Here is a 20,892-nt window from a genome sequence, read left to right as displayed (position 1 = left end):
CTTGGCTTCAGGCTTGGGCGGCTTTGCCCACCTCTATTTCGCAGTCGGCCGCCATGCCCTCGCGCATCCGCTGGGCATCCCGGCTGAAGCACCGCGACGCCGCCAACAGAAACACCATGGTCAGCATCAGCGCCACGGGTATCAGGTACATCGCGTCATGCAGCCCTTCGGCCTTGAACGCCTCGTTCATCACTGCTTCCCCCGCCGCGTCCATGGCGGCCACGGCGAAGTGGTCTGACAGCCCTCCCACCACCACCGGGCCCAAGCCGCCGCCGAGCAGATACAGGCCGGCGAAGTACAGGGCCATGGCCGTGGCCCGCAGGCGGGGTTGCACCACGTCCTGGATTGCGGTGTACACACAGGTGTAGAAGTTGTACGAAAACAGCCAACCGACACCGAAAACGGCCACGAACAGGCCCAGTTCGATACGCCCGGCGTGCAGCGCCCAGGCGGTGGCCAGCGTTGCCACCAGCATGCTCAATACGGCGAACAGCAGCCGACCGTTGGCGAACCGCTGATGCACCTTGTCGGCCACCCACCCACCAAGGGTCAGCCCCACCAGGCCAGTCAGGCCGACGATCACGCCGGTGGCCACCGCTGCCTGCTGCAGGGGCAATTCGAAGTAGCGCTGCAGCATCGGCACCATAAACGAATTGCAGGCGTACGAAGCAAAATTGAAGGTCAGGCCGGCCAGCACCAGCCAGGCAAATGTAGGCACGCTGAGTACCCGGCGCAGGGGGTGGTCCACTGGCGCCTGGGAAACGGCTACCACCTCCGCCGCGCCACGTGCGGGCTCGCGGATCATGAACAGGAACAGCGCCAGCAGCACGCCGGGCACAGCGGCGATGAAGAACGGTGCTCGCCAGCTGCCGAAGGCCTGGACCATGGCGCCGATGGTGAAAAAGGCCAGCAACAAGCCCAACGGCAGGCCGAGCATGAAAATGCCCATCGCCCTCGCCCGCCGCTCGGCGGGAAACAAATCGCCGATCAGCGAGTTGGCGGCGGGCGCGTAACTGGCCTCGCCGATGCCCACGCCCATGCGTACCAGCAGGAAACTCCAAAAACTGCCGACCATGCCGTTGACCGCCGTCAGCCCGCTCCAGGCCATCAGCCCCCAGCCCATCAAGCGGCTGCGTGAACCGGTGTCGGCCATGCGCGCCAGCGGCAGGCCGGCTATGGCGTATACCAAGGTGAAGGCGGTGCCGATCAGGCCGATCTGGAAGTCGCTGAGGTGCCACTCCAGGCGGATCGGCTCGATGATGATGGCAGGGATGGTGCGATCGAAGAAGTTGAACAGGTTGGCCAGGAACAGCAGAAACAGAATGCGCCAGGCGTTGCTCGCTTGGGTGGCGGTCGGCATTGTCGGGTCCCTCGTTATTGTTGTTCGGGGCTTCCAGCACGCCTGACGAATCTACCGGCGGAGCGTGGATCCGTCTGCCAACATTGACCGCGCTGATAACGGGGAATGGGGATCGCCACGTCTACTCCAGTTCAGCGCGCTCCAATGGCTCTCTGCAGAAACTAGGCTTGTGCATGCCGTTAGTTCGCAGGCGCCACCAGCCTGTAACCAACACCCGCCTCGGTAATGATGAACCGCGGTGCCGTAGGGTCATCCCCCAGCTTCTGCCGCAGATGCCCCACCACAATGCGCAGGTAATGGGTGTCCTCCACATGCGTCGGCCCCCAGATATCCTTCAGCAGTTGCTGCTGGGTTATCACTCGCCCCGGGTGCCCGGCCAGCTGCGCCAGCAGCGCGTACTCCTTGCGGGTCAACGCCACCTCTACGCCATCAAGGGTCACCTTGCGAAACGCAAAGTCCACAGTCAACGGCCCGAAACTTGCCGCCACCTCGCCCCCACCAGCCTGCGGTACCTGGCGCAGCAGCGCACGCACACGGGCCAGAAATTCCTGGATGCCGAACGGCTTGGTCACATAGTCGTTGGCGCCGCCATCCAGCGCATCGACCTTCTGCACTTCGCTGGCACGCACCGACAGCACCATCACCGGCACTGAACTCCACTCGCGCAATTCGCGCAGCACCTGCTGCCCGTCCATGTCGGGCAGGCCGAGGTCGAGCACCACCAGGTCAGGCTTGGCCAGCGCGGCCTGGGCCAGGCCTTCGCTGCCGGTGGCGGCTTCGAGCACCTTGTAACCCTGGGAGGCCAGGCTGATGCGCAGGAATTTGCGGATCTGCGGTTCGTCATCGATGACCAGGAGGGTGGCGGACTGGCTCATGGGGCTTCGCTTTCGGCTTCAGGTTGTTGAGGCAGCGGCAAGCATAGTGTGATGCAGGTGCCGTGGCCATCGATGCCTTCGCTGACCAGAATCTGCCCGCCATGAGCGCCGATCATGCCCTGGCAGATCGCCAGGCCCAGGCCGGTACCTTGCCCGCCACGGTCGCCGCGGGCGGCGGTGTAGAACATGTCGAAAATCTTCTCGCGCTCGGCCACGGGGATGCCAGGGCCCTGGTCACTGACGGCGAAACACAGGTGTTCGTCGTGCACCGAAACCACCAGGTCCAGGCGGCCTTGGGCCGGCGAAAAGCGCGCGGCGTTTTCCAGCACGTTGACCAGCGCCTGCTCGATTAACGCTGCGTGGACGAACAGCAGTGGCAGTTCGGCAGGGACATCGGTGTGCACGCGCAGTGGCGCCAGCACCACGCGCAGGCGGTTGAGGGCGCTGCCGACGATATCGGCGGGCGCCACCCAGTCGCGGGCAAGCTTGAGGCCGCCGTGGCCGAGGCGGGTCATGTCGAGCAGGTTCTGGATGTAGCGATCGAGGCGTTCGGCTTCGTTGCGGGTGCCTTCCAGCAGCTCGCGGCGGTCCTCGACGGGGATGGCCTCGCCCAGCGCCAGCAGGCTGTCGATGCTGCCACGCATGGCAGTCAGCGGGGTGCGCAGGTCGTGGGAGACCGAAGCCAGCAAGGCGCTGCGCAGTTGTTCGGTTTCGCCGTGCAGGCGGGCCGCTTCCAGCTGCTCGGCCAGGCGTGCGCGTGCCAAGGCCTGGGCCAGGGGCTGGCCAAGCGCCATGAGCAAGCGCCGGCGCTGAGCACTGAGCGGCTCGCCGGAACGTGGCCGCACGCCAAGCAAGGCCAGGGGATGCTCATCGACCGCCAACGGCCACCACCACCAGCGGCCGTTGGGCAGTGTGTCGCTGCCGTGGCCGGCGGCCTGGCCGTGTTGCCAGGCCCATTCGGCGGCGGCACGTTCGTTGTCGCTCAAACCCTGCGCCTCGCCACTGGCCAGCTGCAGCAAGCCTTCCGGGTTGCGTTCGAGCAGGCAGACCTGCACGTCCTGCCAGCCGTCGAGGTGCTGGCCCGCGGCGTTGAACACGGCCTGGCGGTCGGCGGCGACGGTCAGGCGGCGCGACAGGTCGAGCAGTTGATTGGTCTGTGCCTGGGTTTCGCGCAGGGCCTGCAGCTGGCGGCGCTGGCGCGCGGCGAGGTTGCCGGTGAGCGCGGCCATCAGCAGGAAGAAGACCAGGGTCAGCACATCTTCTTCACGCTGGATGCTGAAGGAAAAGTTTGGCGGAATGAACAGGAAGTCGTAGGTCAGGAACGACAGTGCGGCGCAGGCCAGCGCCGGGCCCAGGCTGCTGCGCACCGCGACCAGCAGCACTGCAGCAAGGAACACCAGGGAGATGTTGGGCAGCGCCAACACGCTGGACACCGCCCACGACAAGCCTGCCGCCAGCGCGGTTGCGACCAGCGCCAGCACGTAGTGGCGCCACACCCATACCCGTTGCACGGCAGCACTCGCAGGCGCCGGCTGGTTATCCCGGTCGAGGACGTTGATTTCCAGGCCATGGTTCTCGCGTAGCAGCCGCGCGGCGACGCCTGCGCCGAACAGGCGGCGACGCAGGCGATCACGCGACTGCCCCACCAGCACCAGGCTGGCACGGCGCTCGCCAGCATGCTGGATCAGCGTGCGCGCCACTTCACCCGCACGCAGCAGCACCACTTCCCCGCCCAGGCGCTCGGCCAACTGCTGGGCGGCCTGCAGGCGCTGGCGGGCGGTTTCGTCACGCAGCCGGCCGTTGTCGACATGCACCAGGCTCCAGGGCAAATGCCGACGCTGCGCGACGCGGCTGGCGTGGCGCACCAGGCGTTCGGCCTGGTCGTCGCCATCCACGCCCACCAGCAAGCGCCCACGCAGGGCCGGTGCCTCCTGGCCGCGCTGACGATAGCCATGGGCCAGGTCGGCGTCGACCTGAGCGGCGGCGGTCTGCATCGCCAGCTCGCGCAGTGCGGTCAGGTTGGTCTGGGAAAAATACGCATCGATCGCCGCCCGCGCCTGCTCGGGCACGTACACCTTGCCCTCGCGCAGGCGTTCGAGCAGCTCGCGCGGCGGCAGGTCGATCAGCACCAGCTCGAAGGCTTCTTGCAATACCCAGTCCGGCAAGGTTTCGCGCACCTGCACGCCGGTGATGTCGCGGACCTTGTCGTTGAGGCTTTCCAGGTGCTGGACGTTGACCGTGGTATACACGTCGATGCCGGCGGCGAGCAGTTCCTGCACGTCCTGCCAGCGCTTGGCGTGACGGCTGCCCGGCGCGTTGGTGTGGGCCAGCTCGTCGACCAACGCCAACGAAGGCGTTGCCTTGAGCAGCCCATCGAGGTCCATTTCTTCGAGGGTGACGCCACGGTAGTCGCTGCGCAGCAGCGGTTGCTGAAGCAGGCCGGCGAGCAGCGATTCGGTTTCCGCGCGGCCGTGGGTTTCGACCACCCCCGCCAGTACCTGCACCCCCTGGCGTTGCTGGGCATGGGCGGCCTGGAGCATGGCGTAGGTCTTGCCTACACCGGGGGCGGCGCCGAGGAATACCTTGAGCCTGCCACGGCCTTCGCGCGGGAGGTTGGCCAACAGCGCGTCTGCGCGGGCTGCGTCACTCATGTTTCATCCTTCGAAATGGCGGCGATCGACAAGGGTTGGGCCTGCTTCGCAGGCCAATCGCCGGCAAGCCGGCTCCTACAGGGAGCTCACAGCGAGCGGTGCAATAGCTGTGGGAGCAGGCTTACTGCCCCAGCTTCTCCAAGGCCTGGTTCAGCGCCAGCACATTGACCACAGGCGGGCCGATCAATGGGTGGAGGGTGGCCTCTTCGAGCAAGGCTTGCAAGCGCTCGGCCGGTAGCTTGCGCGCTGCCGCCACGCGCGCAATCTGATAGGCCACAGCTTCAGGCGGCAAATGCGGGTCCAGGCCACTGCCAGAGGTGGTCAGCAGGGCCTGCGGCACCGGCCCCTGCTCAGCCTGATACAGCTTCGCAGCATCACTGCCTACCCGCTCGGCCAACGCCGGGTTGCTCGGCGACAGGTTGCTGGCACTGCTGGCCACGGTGGCATAAGCCCCCGCCGATGGCCGCGAGTGGAACCAGCCATCGCCTTGGAAATCCTGGGCGATCAGCGCAGAGCCGCGCACCTGGCCCTGGTCATCGCGCACCAGGCTGCCATTGGCCTGTTCAGGGAACGCCACCTGGGCAATACCGGTCACCGCCAGCGGATACAGCGCGCCGGTGACCACCGTCATCAGCAGGATCAGGCTCAGCGCCGGGCGTACATAAGTGTTCATGATGGCCTCCTCAGACCAGGTGCAGAGCGTTGAGCAGCAGGTCGATCAGCTTGATCCCGGCAAACGGCACGATGATGCCGCCCAGGCCGTAGATCAGCAGGTTGCGCCGCAGCAGGTGGGCAGCGCTGGCGGCCTGCACGCGCACACCGCGCAGGGCCAGGGGGATCAGCGCGATGATGATCAGTGCGTTGAACACGATGGCCGAAAGGATCGCACTCTGCGGGCTGGCCAGGTGCATCAGGTTGAGCACGCCCAGTTGTGGGTAGATGGCGGCAAACAGCGCCGGCAGGATAGCGAAGTACTTGGCCACGTCGTTGGCAATGGAAAAGGTGGTCAGCGCGCCACGGGTAACCAACAGCTCCTTGCCGACCTGCACCACATCCAGCAGCTTGGTCGGGTCGCTGTCCAGGTCGACCATGTTGGCTGCCTCGCGCGCCGCCTGGGTGCCGTCGTTCATGGCCATGCCCACGTCAGCCTGGGCCAGTGCCGGGGCGTCGTTGGCACCGTCGCCGCACATCGCCACCAGGCGGCCGTCGTTCTGTTCCTGGCGGATGCGCGCCAGCTTCTTCTCTGGCGTGGCCTCGGCCAGCACATCATCCACCCCGGCCTCGGCGGCAATGGCGGCGGCGGTCAGCGGGTTGTCGCCAGTCACCATCACCGTGCGGATGCCCAGCTTGCGCAGTTCGGCGAAACGTTCGCGGATGCCCGGCTTGACCACGTCCTTGAGGTGGATCACGCCCAGCAGGCGCTTGTCCACACATACCAGCAGCGGCGTGCCACCGCTTTGGGCGATGCGCTCGATTTCGCGGGCCAGCGCGGCCGGCATCTCCAGGCGTTGCATGCCGACGAAGGCCAGAACCGCATCCACAGCCCCTTTGCGGTAACGGTGTTGCTGCAAGTCGATGCCCGACAGGCGCGTTTCGGCGCTGAAGGCAATGGCCTCGAACTGCCCGGCTGCCGGCTCGACGAAGTCGTGCAACTGGCGCAGGTACTCGACGATCGACTTGCCTTCGGCAGTGTCATCGGCCAGCGAAGCGAGCAAGGCGCCCTCGCCCAGCTCCTTGGCGGTTACGCCCGTGGCGGCATGCAAGGCGCTGCAGCGGCGGTTGCCGAAGGTGATGGTGCCGGTCTTGTCGAGCATCAGCGTATGCACATCACCGGCCGCCTCCACCGCACGGCCCGAGCGGGCAATCACATTCAGGCGCACCAGGCGGTCCATGCCGGCGATGCCGATGGCCGAGAGCAGGCCGCCGATGGTGGTGGGGATCAGCGTCACCAGCAGCGCCGCGAGGAAGATCAACGGCAGGCTGCCACCGGCAAAGTGGGCGAACGGCTGCAGGGTCACCACTACCACCAGGAAGATCAGCGTCAGGCCGATCAGCAGGATATCCAGCGCGATTTCATTGGGGGTCTTCTGCCGTTTCGCGCCTTCGACCAAGGCGATCATGCGGTCCAGTGTCGATTCGCCCGGGTTACTGGTGATGCGGATCAGCAACCAGTCGGATACCAGCCGGGTGTTGCCGGTAACGGCAGAGCGGTCACCGCCGGACTCGCGGATCACCGGTGCGGACTCGCCGGTGATGGCCGCCTCGTTGACGGCAGCGATGCCTTCGAGCACCTCGCCGTCACCGGGGATCATGTCGCCGGCGACGACGCGGACCACGTCATCCTTGCGCAGCTGGGTTGCGCTGACGGTTTCGAAAGCACCGTCGTGCTTGCGACGCTGGGCAGTCAGGCCTTGGCTACCCGCCTTGAGGCTGTCGGCGCGTGCCTTGCCGCGGCCCTCGGCCAACGCTTCGGCGAAGTTGGCGAACAGCACGGTGAACCACAGCCACAGGGCAATCTGCACGGCAACGCCGGTACTGACACCACTGCCGGGTGCGAAGCACAGCACGGTGGTCAACACCGCGGTCAGGGCGACCACCAGCATCACCGGCGAGCGCTTGAGCTGCCGTGGGTCGAGCTTGACGAACGCCTGCACCAGCGCCGGGCGCCACAGCGCGCCAATGCGGGTCTGGTCCTTGGCGCTGCGCGGGGCATTCACTTCAGGAATGGGCATGTTCATGATCGGTCCTCAGAAACCCAGGCTCAGGTGTTCGGCGATTGGCCCAAGGGCCAGGGTCGGCAGGAAGGTCAGGCCGCCGACCAGCAGGATGGTCAGCAGCAGCAGGCCAGTGAACAACGGGCCATGCGTGGGGAAGCTGTTCAGCCCTTGTGGCGCGCTTTTCTTCGCCGCCAAGCTGCCAGCCAAGGCCAGAATTGGCAGGATGTAGCCGAAGCGGCCGATCAGCATGGCCAGGCCGATCATCACGTTGTGGAACACCGTGTTGGCGCCGAACCCGGCGAACGCCGAACCGTTGTTGGCGGTGCCGGAGGTGTAGGCGTAGAGCAACTGGCTGAAGCCATGGGCGCCAGGGTTGCTGACCGCCCCAGCGGGGCCCGGCAGGCTGGCGGCAATGGCGCCCAGCACCAGCACACCGACCGGCATTACCAGCAGTGTCGCAACCAGCAACTGCACTTCCCGCGCCTGCAGTTTCTTGCCAAGGTATTCCGGCGTGCGGCCAATCATCAGGCCCGCCAGGAACACCGCGATCAGCACGAACAGCAGCATCCCGTACAGCCCGGCGCCGACGCCACCGAAGATCACTTCACCCACCATCATGTTGACCATCGCAACCATGCCGGTCAGCGGGTTGAGGCTGTCGTGCATGGCGTTGACCGAGCCGTTGGACGCTGCAGTGGTGGTCACCGTCCACAGCACAGAACCGGTGGTGCCGAAGCGGCTCTCCTTGCCTTCCATCGGCGCGCTCTGCTGCACCTGTGCACTTTCCAGTGCCGGGTTCGGCTGGTGCTCCGACCACAGCGCAGTCGCACCGCCAATCAGGAACAGGCCGAGCATGCAGGCCAGGATCGCGCGGCTCTGGCGCAGGTCCTTGACGTAGTGGCCGAAGGTAAACACCAAGGCGACCGGAATCAGGATGATCGCGGCCACTTCGAACAGGTTGCTCCAGGCCGTAGGGTTCTCGAACGGGTGCGCCGAGTTGACGCCGAAGAAGCCGCCACCGTTGGTGCCCAACTGCTTGATCGCGATCTGGCTGGCGGCAGGGCCCAGCGGGATGGTCTGGTCGGCGCCTTGCAGGGTTACGGCGTGGGCGTAATCGGCGAAGGTCTGCGGCACGCCTTGCCACACCAGCAGCAGCGCCAGCAACAGGCATAGCGGCAGCAGGCCATAAAGGGTGGCACGGGTCATGTCGACCCAGAAGTTACCCAGGCTGCTGGTGGAGCGCCGGGCGATGCCGCGGCACAGCGCGACCAGCACGGCCAGGCCGGTGGCGGCACTGACGAAGTTCTGCACGGTCATGCCGAGCATCTGGCTCAGGTAGCTGACCGACGCTTCACCGCTGTAGGCCTGCCAGTTGGTGTTGGTGACGAAGCTCACCGCCGTGTTGAAGGCCAGCGACCACTCCTGGCCGGGCAGGTGCTGCGGGTTGAGCGGCAGATGGCCTTGCAGCAGCAGCACGGCGAACAGCACCAGAAAGCCGGCGAGGTTGAAGGCCAGCAGGGCCAGGGTGTACTGCTTCCAGTTCTGCTCCTGCTCGGCGCGCACGCCAGCCAGCCGGTAGCAGCCCTGCTCCACCGGGCCAAGCAGTGGCGTCAACCAGGTACGTTGGCCCTCCATCACCTTGTAATAGAACCGCCCGAGCCACGGTGCCGGTAGCAGCACAATGACGAAAAACGCCAACAGCAACGCGAAGTCATAACTGTGCATGGCCGCTCCCTAGCTGCGATCGGCGCGCAGCAGCGCCACCAGCAGGTAAACCGCCAATGCCACTGCCAAAAGCAGTGACAGCCCGTCGAGCATGTTCATGTGCAGATCTCCCCTGGGTGCGGCTTGGGCCGCTTTGGGGAGATTGTCCGAGGGAGGGGCGTAAAGGGGCGAGATCGAGGGGTGGGGATGGGAATAAAGAAAGCGTAAAAATCAGCGACTCATGGGTGGCTGTGCCGGCCCAATCGCTGGGCCGGTTCGCACTTACCGCTGGGGCGTCTGTTGCCCGGCATTGCGGCTCCAGTCCAGCAGCAGGCTGTACCCCACCGCCAGCAAGGTCGGCCCTATGAACAGGCCGATGAAGCCAAAGGCGATCAAACCGCCGAACACCCCAAGCAGTACGATCACCAGCGGCAGGTTGCCCCCACGGCTGATCAGGTACGGTTTGAGCACGTTGTCCACGCCACTGATCACGAAGGTGCCCCAGATACCCAGGAACACCGCCATGCCGTACTCACCCTTCCACACCAGCCAGCCCGTCGCGGGTATCCATGCCAGTGGCGGGCCCATGGGGATCAGGCTGAGCATGAAGGTCACCAGGCCCAGCACGATGGCGCCTGGCACACCGGCAATCAGGAAACCGATGAGGGCCAGCAGTGCCTGGGCAGCTGCAGTACCGATCACGCCGTTGACCACCCGTTGCACGGTGCCGGCCACCAGCTCCAGGTAGTACTCGGCGCGGTCCCCTACCAGGCGGTTGAGCAAGCGCAGGACGAACGCCGACAGGCGCGGGCCATCACGGTAGAAGAAGAACACGAAGACCAGGCTCAGGGTCAGCTCCAGCACGCCGCTGCCGATCTGTGCGCTGCGCGCCAGCAGCCAGTTGCCCACCTGGCCGAAGTAAGGCTTGGCCGAGGCGATCAGCGCCGCGCCCTGCTGGTCGAGGGATTGCCACCAGCGCACCAGGCGCTCGCCGACGAAGGGAATGCCACCCAGCCAGTCCGGCGCCTCGGGCAGGCCGTCCACTTGCACGTCACGCACAAAGGCGGTGGCATCGCGGATGTGGTCAGCCAGGTTGAAGCCCAGCCACACCAGCGGCAAGGCCACGATCAGGATCCAGGCGGTGGTCAGCAGGCTTGCAGCGAGTGTTTCGCGGCCGCCCAGCGCCCGCGTCAGCAGGCGCATCAGCGGCCAGCTGGCAAAGGCCAGGATCGCCCCCCACAAAAGCGCCGATATGAACGGCGCCATCACCCACAGGGCAGCCCCGAGCAAGGCCAGCAGGACGATCTGTATCAGCAGGCGATCATTGTTGGCCATGGTGGCGCTCGTTCAACGGATCAATTCCAGGTGCAGGCCGTCGGTAGGCGCATTGCCGACCTCGAGCCGGTTGCTGCGTACGCCCGCCTTGACCAGTTGCTCGCGCCAAGCCTCGGCCTCGTTGCCGCTGAGGCTGGCGCGCAAGGTGCTGTCGAGGTTGAGGCTGCGGCCCAGCAACGCCACCCAGGCAGGTTGCGGCGTGGTCAGGTCAGGGTAGTCGAGCTTGCCGGTGTCGCGCATTTCGCGCAGCACCGTAGCTGCCGTGGGCAGCAGCTCACCGAGCGGGCTGCCGGCGACGAACTCTTCCACATGCAGGTAGGCACGGCGATTGCCGCGCGTGACGCTGTACAGCGCCACCAGGGTATCGGCCTCTTCGGCGGAGCGGCGCAGCAGGATGAACGCCTGCTGCTCGTCACCGCCATTGAGCCGTGCACTGGCGAACACATCATTGGCCCACAGGCTGGCTTCGCCGCAGTCGCGGCCCTGGCACCAGAACAACGGGTAGCCACCGTCGCGCTGCAGTTTCTCGCGGGCGCTGGTGAACGCTTCGCGGGCGGTGCGCTCCACCGGCAATTCATAGGTGACGGAACTGACCTGCCCGCGGCTCTCGACCTTGTCATCGACCCTCAAGCGGCCGCTGATCTTGCGCAGCGGCCCCATGGGGTAGATGCGTTCTTGCTCGACCACCGGCCGCTGGTCGACCACCTTGGCGTCCACGGGGACCGGCAGGTTGCCGGCCCACAGCAACGGGCTGGCGAACAGCAGGCTGGCGCAAACGGCGGTGCGCATGGCAACGGGCGCGCTCATCGGCGGCCCAGACGGCGACCGGCGCCGAAGTGAAGCTCCAGAATGTCTGGCAGTTGCATGGTTGTCTCCCTTTCAACCCGCCAAGCCTCGACACTTGTCCGATGCAAGTCAAGCAAAGCCAAAGAAGCGATTGATACAGTCTGCGACAAGGGCCGCGCCCTGTTCATCGTTCAGGTGCAGGTGATGCCCACCGGGCAGCACCGTCTGTTCAAAGGTTAGCTGCTGCAGCAGCTCGGTGTGACGTGCCAGCATGCCATCGGCGGCCACCACCAGGCAGGCCGGGCAACTCACCCGGTGCACATGGGCCATGGCCTGGGCCTGGCTCAGGCGCACAGGCGATGGCAAGGTCAGGCGGCTGTCGCTGCGCCAGCTGTAGCCGCCGGGGACCGGCATCAGTCCGCGCTGGGCGAGCAGCTCGGCGGCGTCCCGGCTGACCGCAACCATGCCTTTCATACGCGCCTGCACGCCCTCCTCGAGCGTCTTGTAAACCGACTTGCGCTTGCCATCCAGGCGCAGCTGCGCCTGCAGCGCCAGCCCCAGGCGTTCCCCGGCATCCGCCTCGGCACCGGTCGGTGGGATGACGCCGTCGATCAGCACCAGGTGGCTGACCCGCTCCGGCAAGGCGCCGGCCAGTTGCACCGAGATGATCGCCCCCAGCGAATGCCCGAGCAGGGCAAACCGTTGCCAGCCCAGTTGCTCGGCAACCCGCAGCACATCGTGGGCATAGTCGGCCAGCGCATAGCCAGCCCCCGGCGGGCGGTGTTCCGAGTAACCATGCCCGGCCAGATCCAGGGCGACGATACGCAGGCCTTTCAGTTGCGGCGCCAGACGGGCGAAGCTGTTGGCATTGTCCAGCCAGCCATGCAGGGCGATCGTCGGCAGCCCCTGCTCGGGGCCGAACAAGTGCGCCGCCAATTCGATATGGCCGAGGCTGAGGCGGATTTCCTCGACATGCGCGCTCATGCCTGGCTCCAGCGGTCGAACAGGCCTTTGATCAGGCTGGCGGTGTCGGTTGGCCGTTCCAGCGGGAACATGTGCCCGCCTGGCACGCTGTGATACTCGCCACGTGGCATGGCGCGCACGGCCAGCGTGTGATGGCGCCGGATAACATTGCTGCGGTCACCTCGCACCATCGCCAGCGGCACCTTGAGCTGGCGTGCCGGTGCCGGGCTGGCGTGGGGGATGCTGCGGTAGATGCTGATTTCGGTAGCCGGGTCGAAACGCAGACGCAGGCCTTGCTCTGCGTTTTCGAGGCCATGTTCCAGGTACGCCTCAAGGCATTCGGGGTCAAAATGCCGGAACAGGCTTTTGCCGGCGAAGTAGTCACGCGCGCTGTCGCGGTCGGCGAACGCTTCGCGCCGGCCAAGGGTGCGGCCTGCCGGGGTAATGCGGTCGATGAAGCCGAAACGCTTGGCAGTGCGCAGTAACCATTGGTCGGCACGGGTCAGCACCGGCGAATCGAGCATCACCACCCCTCGGTAGTATTCAGGGCAACGCAGCGCCGCATGCAGGTGCAGCACGCCCCCTAGCGAGTGCCCGACGCCCCAGACCGGTTGGCCCTGACGGGCCAGGTGGTGCAACAGTTCGTCGACCAGGCTCTGCCAGTTGTCGTTGACCGGAAATCGCGGGTCGTGGGCGTGCAGGGGCAGGTGCTGCACCTGATAGTCCGGTGCCAGGGCCGCGAACAGCTTGCCGTAGGTGGCAGACGGGAAACCGTTGGCATGGGCGAAGAAGATCTGCTGCGACATGGCGCCTGGTCCGGAGCGGGGATGATGGCCCATTGTCGGCATCGCGCTGATGCTCGGCAACATCTGTAAAGGTCAACGCCAAGGGCAATCAGGTCATGCGCTGCTGTCAAAGCTCGCCAGGGAACGTTGCAGGCAGGCTTGCATGTAGGCCACCTGACTCTCCAGAACCTCTCGGGCAAGGCGCTGGTCCTGGTAGTCGAGCTCCAGCCGCCGCAACGCCAGGCAACTGGTCTGCACCAGATGGGAGACGCGCAGGCAGGCGTCCTGCAGCTTGCGTAAATCGTCTTCGCCTTGCTGATGGCGGGTATCGCTCTGCTGGCCTCTGCGGCGCAGCTTGCCCATTAAATGGTAAAGCTTGGCATCGGCCGATTCGCGCAGCAGGCTGTACTGGGCAAAATCCAGCACAACGCCGCGCTGCACGCTTTCAACCGTTGGCTGCAGGTCCAACGAACGCAACAACTCTGGCATCAGACCACTCATTCCACCACTCCATGCCACACTGATTCGCTTGTGCTCCAGAACCAACGCTAACAATGGATCCAATCTACCGGCAACTGGCAAAACTGCCAGTTGCCGCAGTCAGTCAGGTGAATTAAGCGCGCGAAGCGTCATCAGGCCCGCCAGCGGCCAATCGCCTTCGAGTTCTGCCAGGCTCGCCGTGCTCATAGGCGCCGGCTGCTGAAGGTGCCCGTGCTCGAGCATGCCGACCAGCGAGCCCACCAGCGGCTGATGGCTGACCAGCAGCACATGCTCAAGGCCCAGGCGCTCGATTTCACCGATGGCCTGCTGGACGCTGCTCTCCGGCGTCAGCCAGGGCACGGTACGCACGGCTTCGGCAAACCCCAGGGTGTCATGCACCAGGGCTGCCGTCTGCTGCGCCCGCACGTAGGGGCTGGCGATGATGGCCTGCAGCGGTTGGCCGAGCAGATGCGCCGCACTGCGCAGTACCTGTTCACGGCCATGGGCCGTCAGGCGCCGCTCGGCATCGGTATTGGCCCGTGGCTCAGCCTCGCCGTGGCGTAGCACCCACAGCTTCACAGCTTGGGCTCCTCGTCGCGCACCGGGTGTGGGGCTGGGGCCACGGCATGTGGCGCTTCCCCTTCCGGGGCACGTGGGGCAGGCCAGTCGGAAAACGGCCAGGGTTTGTTGTCGGTGTGGAAGGTGCCGAAGCGTCCGATCTGCGCAAGGTACTGGCTGAGGCTGTCGCCAAAGTTCATCAGGCTGGCGCTCGGCGCACCGTAAATCAGCCGGTAGATGAGCTGCACCAGCACCAGGCCGCCCAGCAGCAGTTCGGCCAGTTGCCAGACCACCAGGAACACCAGCATCCACACCACGCGCAGGATGATCGACTCGCGCTGGGCGCGCTCGGGGGTATCGTTCATGTATCGCTCCTTGCTCTGATCAAAGACGCTAAAGGCTCATTCGAGACGCTGGTGGCTCAATTGAAACCGCTGGTGGAAATGAAGTCGACATCGGTCTTGGGTTCGGCACGCATCAGGCGCTCAATCACCTGGTTCAGCGTGCGCCCTTCGAAGAGGATGGCATGCAGGCCGGCCACCAGCGGCATGTATACCTGTACTTCCTCCGCCTTGGCCTTGAGCACCTTGAGGGTATTGACCCCTTCTGCCACCTCGCCCAGGCGACTGACCGCCTGCTCCAGGGTCAGCCCCTGGCCCAGGGCGTGGCCGACCTGGTAATTGCGGCTCTTGGGCGAGGAGCAGGTAACGATCAGGTCGCCTACGCCGGCCAGGCCAAGGAAGGTCATGGGGTTGGCGCCCTGGCTCACGGCGAAGCGGGTCATCTCGGCCAGTGCGCGCGTGATCAGCATGCTCTTGGTGTTCTCGCCCATGCCCAGCGCCACGGCCATGCCGGCGATGATTGCGTAGACGTTCTTCAACGCGCCACCCAGCTCGACGCCGAAACGGTCGTTGCTGGCGTAGACCCGGAAGGTGCTGCCATGCAGCACGGCCTGCACACGTTCGCAGAGCGCTTCGTCCTCGCTGGCGACCACGGTGGCGGTCAGCGCATGTTCGGCGATCTCGCGGGCCAGGTTCGGCCCGGACAGCACGCCGATACGCGCTTGCGGGGCAATCTCTTCAAGAATCTGGCTCATCAACTTGAAGCTCTGCGCTTCGATGCCCTTGGTCAGGCTGACCAGGCATTTGCCACTCAGCAACTCGGCATGCGGCGCCAGCACGCTGCGCAGGGCACTCGATGGCAGCGCGACGAAAACCAGGTCGCTGGACTGCAAGGTGGCCAGCAGGTCGTTGACCGGCTCGACGCCATCATGCAGCCGGATACCCTTGAGGTAGCGCGGGTTCTCGCGATTGACGCGCATGGCTTCGGCCTGCACGGGGTCGCGCATCCATTGGCGCACCGGCACACCGTTTTGCGCCAGCAGGTTCGCCACGGCGGTGCCGAAGCTACCGCCTCCCAGAACTGCAACAGGTTGCTGTTGAGTCATATTCAATCCGTTAGAGCCATTAATGAAGTGGCGACGGGGGCATTATACGGTGCGCAGGCGACAGAGCCAGTGGCAGTGCCCGTGAAGCGGTCGGCACTCATGCCGCAGATCACTGGCAAAACCCCCACGGTCAGTTAACATGCCTGTTTCAACCCTGATACAAGGCCGTATCGTGTTCCCTGGCACGCCTCCCTACCCTCGCCTGTTGCTGCTGACCGCCTTGCTCGGTGGCCAGGCTTTTGCCGACGACCTGTTCATCGACAACGCCGACCTGCCGCAGGTTCTGACCGCCACGCGCCTGAAACAATCTCCGGCCGCCGTGCCGGGCAGCATGACCGTGCTCGACAGCGAGCTGATTCGTGCCAGCGGCGCCCGTGATATTCCCGAGCTGCTGCGCCTGGTGCCAGGCATGATGATCGGCTACGGCGCCGGCAACCAGCCGACGGTCAACTACCACGGCACCAGCGTCAACGAAGCCCGGCGCATGCAGGTGCTGATCGACGGCCGATCGGTGTACCGCGCGGGCCTGGCCACGGTCGACTGGAGCGATATCCCGGTAGCGCTCGAGGATATCGAGCGCATCGAGGTGTTCCGCGGCCCCAACACCGTCAGCTACGGCGCCAACGCGCTGATGGCGGTGGTCAACATCCTCACCCGCAACCCGGCCGACAGCCACGGCACGCGCATGAAGCTGACCCGCGGCCAGAACGGCATCGACGACTACTACCTCAGCCAGGGCCTGGGCTGGGACGGCGGCGACCTGCGCCTGTCCGTATCGGGCCAGAAGGATGACGGCTTCGATGAAAACCAGTTCGGCCAGGATTACCGCGACAGCCGCCGGCTCAACCGCTTCAACCTCAGCGTCAGCCACACCCTGGCGCCGAACCAGACGCTGGAATGGCAGTTGGCGGCCAAGGAAGGCAGCAACCAGCGGCCCTACACCTATCAGCCGGTGTTCCCCTTCGTGACCGAAAGCGGCGACAACGCAGACGTCAACGCCAAGGATTATGCAGGCTCGGTGCGCTGGAACATCGATTTCAACCCCGATCACAGCCTGTACGTGCAGGGCTCGGCCCAGCACTTCGACCGCCAGCAGGTCTGGCGCGCGTGCGACGCGGCACTGTCGTTCAGCCCGGAGTTGACCCGGCTGTGGCAACTGAACCCGAATTTCGCCGAACAGGTCGCCCGCGGGGCCAACAACCCGCCCAGCAGCAGCAACCCTGAAGAACAGGCGCTGGTCGACGCCATCAAAAACCAGTGGAACAACCAGGGTGGCAGCAATGTGGTGTGCGGCGATGTCGACCAAAGCACCCGCGAAACCCGCTACGACCTGGAAATCCAGGACACCCTGAGCCTGACCGACAGCCTGCGCCTGCTCAGCGGCATGAACTACCGCTATGATCGCGCCGACTCGCAGACTTACTTCGACGGCAGCCTGGACGATCAGACCTGGCGCCTGTTCGGCCAGCTGGAGTGGCGCGCCGACGAGCACTGGATCGTGCAGGGCGGCGCGATGTTCGAAGACTCGCAGCTGTCCGGCAGCTCGTTGACCCCGCGCATGGCGGTCAACTACCTGATCACGCCACGCCACGGCTTGCGCGCGGTGTACTCCGAAGCCGTGCGCTCGCCGGACATGTTCGAGAACAACGTCAACTGGAGCTACACGGTCAAGAACCTCACACCCACCGCATTCGGCCAGCAGCACGGCGAATATTTCGTCAAGACGCGCGGGCCGGGCGACCTCGACCAGGAACGCATGCGCTCGCGCGAGCTGGGCTACAACGGGCAGTTCAGCGACATCGACCTGAACATGGATGTGAAGCTGTTCTACGACGAGATCACCGGAATGATCAGCGAACCCTTGAAGAACAACCAGTACATCGCCAGCAACGCCAACAAGGCCCGCTTCAGCGGCAGCGAGGCGCAGCTGGACTGGCGCCCCACCCGGCGTGACCGCCTGCGCTTCACCTACGCCTACGTCGACGCCTGGGCCAGCAACCCCGTCGACAGCGCCAACACGGCCCGCAACAGTGGCTCGGCCGGCTGGATGCGCGAATGGGGCCAAGGCTGGTCGAGCGCGCTGTTCTATTACGGCGACGCTACGCTCAACCAGTACCGCTACGAGCGTCTCGACCTGCGCGTGGCCAAACGCTTGCGCATCCAGGGCAGCAACCTGGAGCTCGCCGCGTTGTGGCAGCAGCGCCTGGACGACGAGCCGATTACCACGGCCCAGAACCGTTACGACAGCCGACACCGCCTGAGTGTCAGCGCGGAGCTGGAGTTCTGATGGCCCGACTGCTGCGCCTGCTGCTGTTCTGCTTGTTGCCACTGGGTTCGCTGTCTGCCAGCGAAATCCTGCTGGTCGGCGGCGAGGACCAGCCCGGCATCCGCAGCTTTGCCGCAGCGCTCGAAAGCCGCCGCAGCCATGACCAGGTGCGGTTTCAGACCGTCGCCGAACTGCCCCGCCCCGGCCTGCTCAAGGCAGATACACGCCTGGTGCTGCTGGACAGCGCCGCGCTGGACTGGCGCCTGGGCGAAACTGCCGGCCCACCGGCACTGGCCATGCGCATCAGCCGCGTGCAGGCCGAGCAACGCCTGGGAAAGTCGCGCCCGGCCTTCCTGACCTTGTTGTGGAGTGACGCGCCACTGGCCCGGCAACTGCGCCTGGCCCGCTACCTGCTGCCCCAGGCCCAGCGCATCGGCGTGCTGTACGGCGAGCATAGCCATTTTCTGCTCGATGAACTGCGCCAGGCGGCGCGCCCGCTGGGGCTGGAGGTCGTGGCCCAGGACTGGCCGGACCAGCGCGACAGCCGCCCGCTGCAGCATGTGCTGGGCAACAGCGACGTGCTGCTGGGGCTCGACGACCCCGACCTGTACAACTCCAAGACCGCCAAGAACCTGCTGCTCAGCAGTTATGGCCGGCAGATGGCGCTGATCGGCCCGAACGCCGGTTTCGTCCGCGCTGGCGCACTGGCCAGCACCTACAGCGACCAGGATGACTGGCTGGCGGTCCTCGACCAACTGCTCGACCATCCGCCAGCACGCTGGCCCCGCAGCCTTTACCCGGCACGCTTCGGCGTCAGCGGCAACCAGCAGGTGGCCCGCGCCCTGGGCCTTGAACCGATCGATCCGAACGCCACCGCCAAGGCCCTGGCCGAAGGAGAACACACCCCATGAGCAAACGCCTGAGCTGGGACATCCATACCCGCACCCAGATCATCAGCCTGGGCCCCGCGCTGCTGCTGACCTTGCTGCTCATCAGTTTCTTCACCTTCGTGCGCATCCAGGACTTGCGCCAGGAGCTCAACCACACCGGGCAACTGATCGCCAACCAGCTGGCCCCAGCGTCCGAATACGGCGTCATCTCGGGCAACAACGAAGTGCTCGAAGGCTTGATACGCGCCACGTTGAGCATCCCCCATGTGCGCTTCCTGGAGGTGCAGGACAGCCGCAACCACATCCTGGTGTACGTCGAGCAGTCCGACGAAAGTGCCAACCGGGCTCAGCGCGTGGAAGTATTCCAGGCGCCGATCCGCCTGCAGCAGATCCGCCTGGACAACGACTTCCTGCAGCAGGGCAAGGCACCGCAGCCAGCGATCGGCGACGACTACCTGGGGCGGGTGATCGTCGGCATGTCGGACGACGCCTTCAGCCAGCGCCAGCAGGAGATCGTGATCAAGGCCGGCATCCTGGCGCTGTTCGCGCTACTGTTCACCTTCCTTCTCGCCCGCCGCCTGGCCATGAGCCTGGCCAAGCCCATCAGCGACATGGGGCATGCGGTCAAGGCTATCCAGCAAGGTGAATACAACACGCCGCTGCCGGTGGTCGACGACAGCGAACTGGGCCACCTGGCGCACCACATCAACAACCTGGCCAACGCCCTTGAACAGGCCAGCACGGAACAGAAGCAGGCCATTGCCCAGTTGATCCAGGCCCGTGAAGAGGCCGAACAAGCCAACGGCGCCAAGTCCGAATTCCTGGCGATGATGAGCCACGAGCTGCGCACGCCCATGAATGGCGTGCTGGGCATGCTGCAACTGCTGGAAACCACCCCGCTGACCAGCGAACAGGCCGAGTACACGGCGGTGGCCAGCGAATCCACCGGGCACCTGCTGAAGGTGATCAACGACATCCTCGATTTCTCGCGGATCGAACGCACCACACTGCAGCTGGAACACATCGACTTCAACCTGGGCGAGCTGATCGCCAGCAGCGTGCAGTCGTTCCAGCACAGCGCCCAGCAGCGCGGCTTGCACCTGCACCTGCAGCTACCCGACGACAACGGGCCGTTGCAGGTGGTGGGCGACCCCACACGCATCCGCCAGATCCTCCTCAACCTGGTCGGCAACGCCTTGAAGTTCACCGAACGTGGCCAAGTCCAGGTCGAGGCCCGCTGGCAGGTACTCGACCGCCAGACGCTCTGGTTCACCTGCAGCGTGCGCGACACCGGCATCGGCATCGACAGCGAGCGCCTGGAGATGATGTTCGTTGCGTTCCAGCAAGCTGACAGTTCGATTTCGCGGCGCTATGGCGGCACCGGCCTGGGCCTGTCCATCGCCCGCACCCTGGCGGAACGCATGGGCGGCAAGCTGCGTGGCGAAAGCCGCGAAGGGCTGGGCTCGACGTTCACCCTGGAGATGCCGCTGGCACTGGCCACCGCCACGCCTGCAGCACTGCCAGGCGCAGCGGTGACCCACGGGCAGCTAGCGCAAGGCGGACGCATCCTGCTGGTCGAGGACAACCCGGTCAATCAGAGCGTCATCGAGGCCATGCTGCGTAGCCTGGGCCTTGAGGTCAGCGTGGCCCACGACGGCATTCAGGCGGTCGAGCAGGTCAGCCAGCATCGGTTTGCCGCCATTCTGATGGACTGCCGGCTGCCACAGGTGGATGGCTATGAAGCCACCCGGCGGATCCGCCTGTTGCCCAACGGCGGCCTGCTACCGATCATCGCCTTGACCGCCAATGCATTGCAGGGCGATCGTGAACGCTGCATCGACGCCGGCATGAACGATTACCTGAGCAAACCCTTCCGCCGCACCGAGCTGCAGCGGGTATTGCAACGCTGGTTACCCGGCCAGACAGCCGCGACTGGCGATAAATGCTAAAGTGCGGCAGTCTTAAGTACTGGACAGGACCTTCTTCGGCCCTGAAAATAGACGTTTCAGTGCACACCTGTACTTCTTTCGCCAGGTGCGCTGTGACTTTCACCACAACGCAATAGTCTACCTGTA

General features: G+C 65.5%; 18 protein-coding genes. 3 read left to right on the top strand and 15 right to left on the bottom strand.

The features are described from left to right. Positions 1-7: 7 nt before the first annotated feature. The 15 genes from ACNQPL_RS13360 to ACNQPL_RS13290 all read right to left on the bottom strand — a co-directional run bounded on the left by ACNQPL_RS13360 (position 8) and on the right by ACNQPL_RS13290 (position 15,661). Positions 8-1,360 (bottom strand): spinster family MFS transporter, encoded by a 1,353-nt coding sequence (locus ACNQPL_RS13360; protein ID WP_416466997.1) that lies wholly within the window; start codon positions 1,358-1,360, stop codon positions 8-10. Between the two features lie 179 nt (positions 1,361-1,539). Further along, positions 1,540-2,235 (bottom strand): response regulator, encoded by a 696-nt coding sequence (locus tag ACNQPL_RS13355; RefSeq protein WP_416466996.1) that lies wholly within the window; start codon positions 2,233-2,235, stop codon positions 1,540-1,542. Continuing rightward, positions 2,232-4,886 carry a DUF4118 domain-containing protein gene (locus tag ACNQPL_RS13350; RefSeq protein ID WP_416466995.1) on the bottom strand — a complete coding sequence of 885 codons (2,655 nt, stop codon included), beginning with the start codon at positions 4,884-4,886 and terminating at the stop codon, positions 2,232-2,234. Before ACNQPL_RS13350 ends, ACNQPL_RS13355 begins: the two co-directional genes overlap by 4 nt. 121 nt (positions 4,887-5,007) lie before the next feature. Further along, positions 5,008-5,559 (bottom strand): potassium-transporting ATPase subunit KdpC, encoded by a 552-nt coding sequence (kdpC, locus tag ACNQPL_RS13345; RefSeq protein ID WP_346615116.1) that lies wholly within the window; start codon positions 5,557-5,559, stop codon positions 5,008-5,010. Between the two features lie 10 nt (positions 5,560-5,569). After that, on the bottom strand, positions 5,570-7,624 hold the full coding sequence (gene kdpB / locus ACNQPL_RS13340) for a potassium-transporting ATPase subunit KdpB (protein WP_416466994.1): 2,055 nt from the start codon (positions 7,622-7,624) through the stop codon (positions 5,570-5,572). Positions 7,625-7,633: 9 nt separating this feature from the next. After that, positions 7,634-9,328: a potassium-transporting ATPase subunit KdpA gene (gene kdpA / locus ACNQPL_RS13335; protein ID WP_416466993.1), complete on the bottom strand. Its 1,695-nt coding sequence runs from the start codon at positions 9,326-9,328 to the stop codon at positions 7,634-7,636. 9 nt (positions 9,329-9,337) lie between these two features. Further along, the gene (kdpF, locus tag ACNQPL_RS13330; RefSeq protein ID WP_082422724.1) at positions 9,338-9,427 is read right to left on the bottom strand and encodes a K(+)-transporting ATPase subunit F; all 90 of its coding nucleotides are present in this window, start codon (positions 9,425-9,427) and stop codon (positions 9,338-9,340) included. Between the two features lie 162 nt (positions 9,428-9,589). Continuing rightward, complete coding sequence (locus ACNQPL_RS13325; protein ID WP_346615119.1) at positions 9,590-10,642, bottom strand: AI-2E family transporter; 1,053 nt, start codon at positions 10,640-10,642, stop codon at positions 9,590-9,592. A 12-nt stretch (positions 10,643-10,654) separates the two neighbouring features. After that, complete coding sequence (locus ACNQPL_RS13320; RefSeq protein WP_416466992.1) at positions 10,655-11,449, bottom strand: DUF4892 domain-containing protein; 795 nt, start codon at positions 11,447-11,449, stop codon at positions 10,655-10,657. 108 nt (positions 11,450-11,557) lie between these two features. After that, the gene (locus tag ACNQPL_RS13315) at positions 11,558-12,412 is read right to left on the bottom strand and encodes an alpha/beta hydrolase (RefSeq protein WP_346615121.1); all 855 of its coding nucleotides are present in this window, start codon (positions 12,410-12,412) and stop codon (positions 11,558-11,560) included. Then, positions 12,409-13,197, bottom strand: coding sequence for an alpha/beta fold hydrolase (locus tag ACNQPL_RS13310; RefSeq protein WP_416466991.1), 789 nt, complete (start codon positions 13,195-13,197; stop codon positions 12,409-12,411). Before ACNQPL_RS13310 ends, ACNQPL_RS13315 begins: the two co-directional genes overlap by 4 nt. A 93-nt stretch (positions 13,198-13,290) precedes the next feature. Then, positions 13,291-13,665 (bottom strand): hypothetical protein, encoded by a 375-nt coding sequence (locus ACNQPL_RS13305; protein WP_416467023.1) that lies wholly within the window; start codon positions 13,663-13,665, stop codon positions 13,291-13,293. Between the two features lie 111 nt (positions 13,666-13,776). Beyond that, positions 13,777-14,235 (bottom strand): phosphohistidine phosphatase SixA, encoded by a 459-nt coding sequence (gene sixA, locus ACNQPL_RS13300; RefSeq protein WP_416466990.1) that lies wholly within the window; start codon positions 14,233-14,235, stop codon positions 13,777-13,779. Next, positions 14,232-14,579: a DUF4389 domain-containing protein gene (locus ACNQPL_RS13295; RefSeq protein WP_346615124.1), complete on the bottom strand. Its 348-nt coding sequence runs from the start codon at positions 14,577-14,579 to the stop codon at positions 14,232-14,234. Before ACNQPL_RS13295 ends, sixA begins: the two co-directional genes overlap by 4 nt. Before the next feature lie 56 nt (positions 14,580-14,635). Next, positions 14,636-15,661, bottom strand: coding sequence for an NAD(P)H-dependent glycerol-3-phosphate dehydrogenase (locus tag ACNQPL_RS13290; RefSeq protein ID WP_346615125.1), 1,026 nt, complete (start codon positions 15,659-15,661; stop codon positions 14,636-14,638). A gap of 139 nt (positions 15,662-15,800) precedes the next feature. On the opposite strand from ACNQPL_RS13290, the gene ACNQPL_RS13285 reads away from it, so the two are divergent. Genes ACNQPL_RS13285 through ACNQPL_RS13275 form a run of 3 tightly spaced genes read left to right on the top strand, consistent with a single transcriptional unit; the run spans position 15,801 to position 20,766 of the window. Then, complete coding sequence (locus ACNQPL_RS13285; RefSeq protein ID WP_346615126.1) at positions 15,801-17,948, top strand: TonB-dependent receptor plug domain-containing protein; 2,148 nt, start codon at positions 15,801-15,803, stop codon at positions 17,946-17,948. Continuing rightward, positions 17,948-18,838, top strand: a complete 891-nt coding sequence (locus tag ACNQPL_RS13280; protein ID WP_416466989.1) for an ABC transporter substrate-binding protein — start codon at positions 17,948-17,950, stop codon at positions 18,836-18,838. The genes ACNQPL_RS13285 and ACNQPL_RS13280 overlap by 1 nt, the downstream gene beginning before the upstream one ends. Then, on the top strand, positions 18,835-20,766 hold the full coding sequence (locus tag ACNQPL_RS13275) for an ATP-binding protein (RefSeq protein ID WP_416466988.1): 1,932 nt from the start codon (positions 18,835-18,837) through the stop codon (positions 20,764-20,766). Before ACNQPL_RS13280 ends, ACNQPL_RS13275 begins: the two co-directional genes overlap by 4 nt. Positions 20,767-20,892: the final 126 nt, after the last annotated feature.

The sequence above is a fragment of the Pseudomonas sp. LFS044 genome (assembly GCF_047978245.1).
GTDB lineage: Bacteria > Pseudomonadota > Gammaproteobacteria > Pseudomonadales > Pseudomonadaceae > Aquipseudomonas.
This window is presented reverse-complemented; position numbering and strand designations above follow the sequence as displayed.